General features: G+C 69.5%; 2 protein-coding genes. One reads left to right on the top strand and one right to left on the bottom strand.

Going from position 1 to position 1,756, the window contains the following annotated elements; translation table 11 throughout:
- A partial coding sequence (locus WBA11_RS14300; RefSeq protein WP_424521346.1) for a response regulator occupies positions 1-1,126 on the top strand: 1,126 nt, incomplete at its 5' end.
- 169 nt (positions 1,127-1,295) lie between these two features.
- On the opposite strand, the gene WBA11_RS14295 is transcribed toward WBA11_RS14300, so the two are convergent.
- The coding region (locus WBA11_RS14295; protein WP_424521345.1) for a J domain-containing protein at positions 1,296-1,756 on the bottom strand (461 nt) is incomplete at its 5' end.

Genomic DNA, 1,756 nt, shown 5'->3' with positions numbered 1-1,756 from the left:
GGACAAGCTGGACGCCGTGTTCGAGTCGTTCTCGCAAGCCGACGCGTCGACGACGCGGGAGTACGGTGGGACGGGCCTGGGGCTCACGATCTGCCGCCGCCTGACCGAGATGATGGGCGGGTCGATGGCCGTCGCCAGCGTCGAGGGCGAAGGCTCGACGTTCTCGTTCGACATCCAGGCGACAGTCGCACAGACCGAGCGCCGCGTGTTCGCCCGCTCCGACCAGCCCGCCCTCGAGGGCAAGCGCGTTCTGATCGTCGACGACAACGACGTCAACCGCGAGATCCTGAGCCGCCTGACCTCGAGGTGGCAAATGCCGTCCGCTGCGGTCCACTCGGGCGTCGAGGCCGTCGAGGCGATCCGTAGCGCCGTCGAGGACGGGGACCCGTACGATCTGGTGTTGCTAGACATGCAGATGCCGGAGATGGACGGCCTCGAGACGGCCCAGGCAATCCGGCTGGGGAAAGGCGGCGACGCCCCTGCCATCGTCATGCTGACGTCGATCAACCGGGACGCGTCTCTTCGGGAGAGGGCCTTGGCGGCAGGGGTCCACCGCGTCCTCTACAAGCCCACGAAACCGGCTCAGATCTACGAGGTCTTGATGGAGGTCTTCGGCGCGAAAAGAGCACCGGCCACCGGTGAGCGCCGCTCAGCCTGGATCGCTCGGCCCGCGGAGACCGAGGGGCCGGTGGCGCCTACGAGAACGGGCCTTCGTGTTCTCATCGCCGAAGACAACGTCGTCAACCAGAAGGTGGCGGTCCGCCTGCTCGGCCGTCTCCACGTCAAGGCCGACGTGGTCGCGAACGGGGCCGAGGCCGTCACCGAGGTCGAGCGCCGCTGCTTGTTCGGGGAAGCTTACGACGTGGTCTTCATGGACGTCCAGATGCCCGTCATGGACGGCTTGGAGGCGACCCAGCGCATTCGCGCCCTCGAGGGCGTCGATCAGCCGCGGATCATCGCGCTCACGGCCAACGCCATGGACGGCGACCGCGAGCGGTGTCTCGAGGCCGGCTGCGACGACTACCTGACCAAGCCCGTTCAGCTCCCGGCGTTGCGGGACGCCCTCGAGCGCTCCCACGCGGCCCGCGACCTCGAGGTCGTCTCGGAGAGCACGTCGTCGAGCTAGAGCCAGATTGGGCTCCGTCTGGCGACTCCAGATCGGCCTACACGCGGCCCCAGCGCCGGCTCGCCGTGTCGCGCTCCATCGCCACAGCCCGCGCTATGGCTGCTTCGCGCTCCTTGCGAGTCGACTCCGGCGATCGCGTTCGGCCCCGTCCCGGATCACCAGGCAGGCCCTAGACCAGCCCTGCCGAGTCGGCCCACTCGCGGAGCTGGTCGGCCGTCTCGCCCTCGAGGGCGGGGACGTCGACCTCGAGGACGACGTAGAGGTCGCCCTTGGACGCATCGGTCTCGACGCCCTGGCCGCGGACGCGGAGCCGAGCGCCGGGCTGCGTCCCGGGCTTGACCTTGAGGCGGACGGTCCGGCCGTAGGCGGTCGTGACCTCACGCGTGGTCCCGATCATGGCCTCGATGGCCGAGATCGTTTCGGTCGTGACCAGGTCGTCCCCCTCCCGGGAGAACTGGGCGTTGGGCGTGACGCGGAACGTGAGGAACAGGTCGCCCGGGGCGCCTCGGCCGTCGGGGGAGGCCTCCCCTCGACCGCCGAGCTTGATCTTGAACCCGTCGCGGACACCCGTTGGGACGGTAACGCGGACGGGGTCGCAGGAGGGCGTCTTGTACTCGCGGGACCCGCCCG

Source organism: Rubrivirga sp. (assembly GCF_049648075.1).
Lineage (GTDB): Bacteria > Bacteroidota > Rhodothermia > Rhodothermales > Rubricoccaceae > Rubrivirga.
This window is presented reverse-complemented; position numbering and strand designations above follow the sequence as displayed.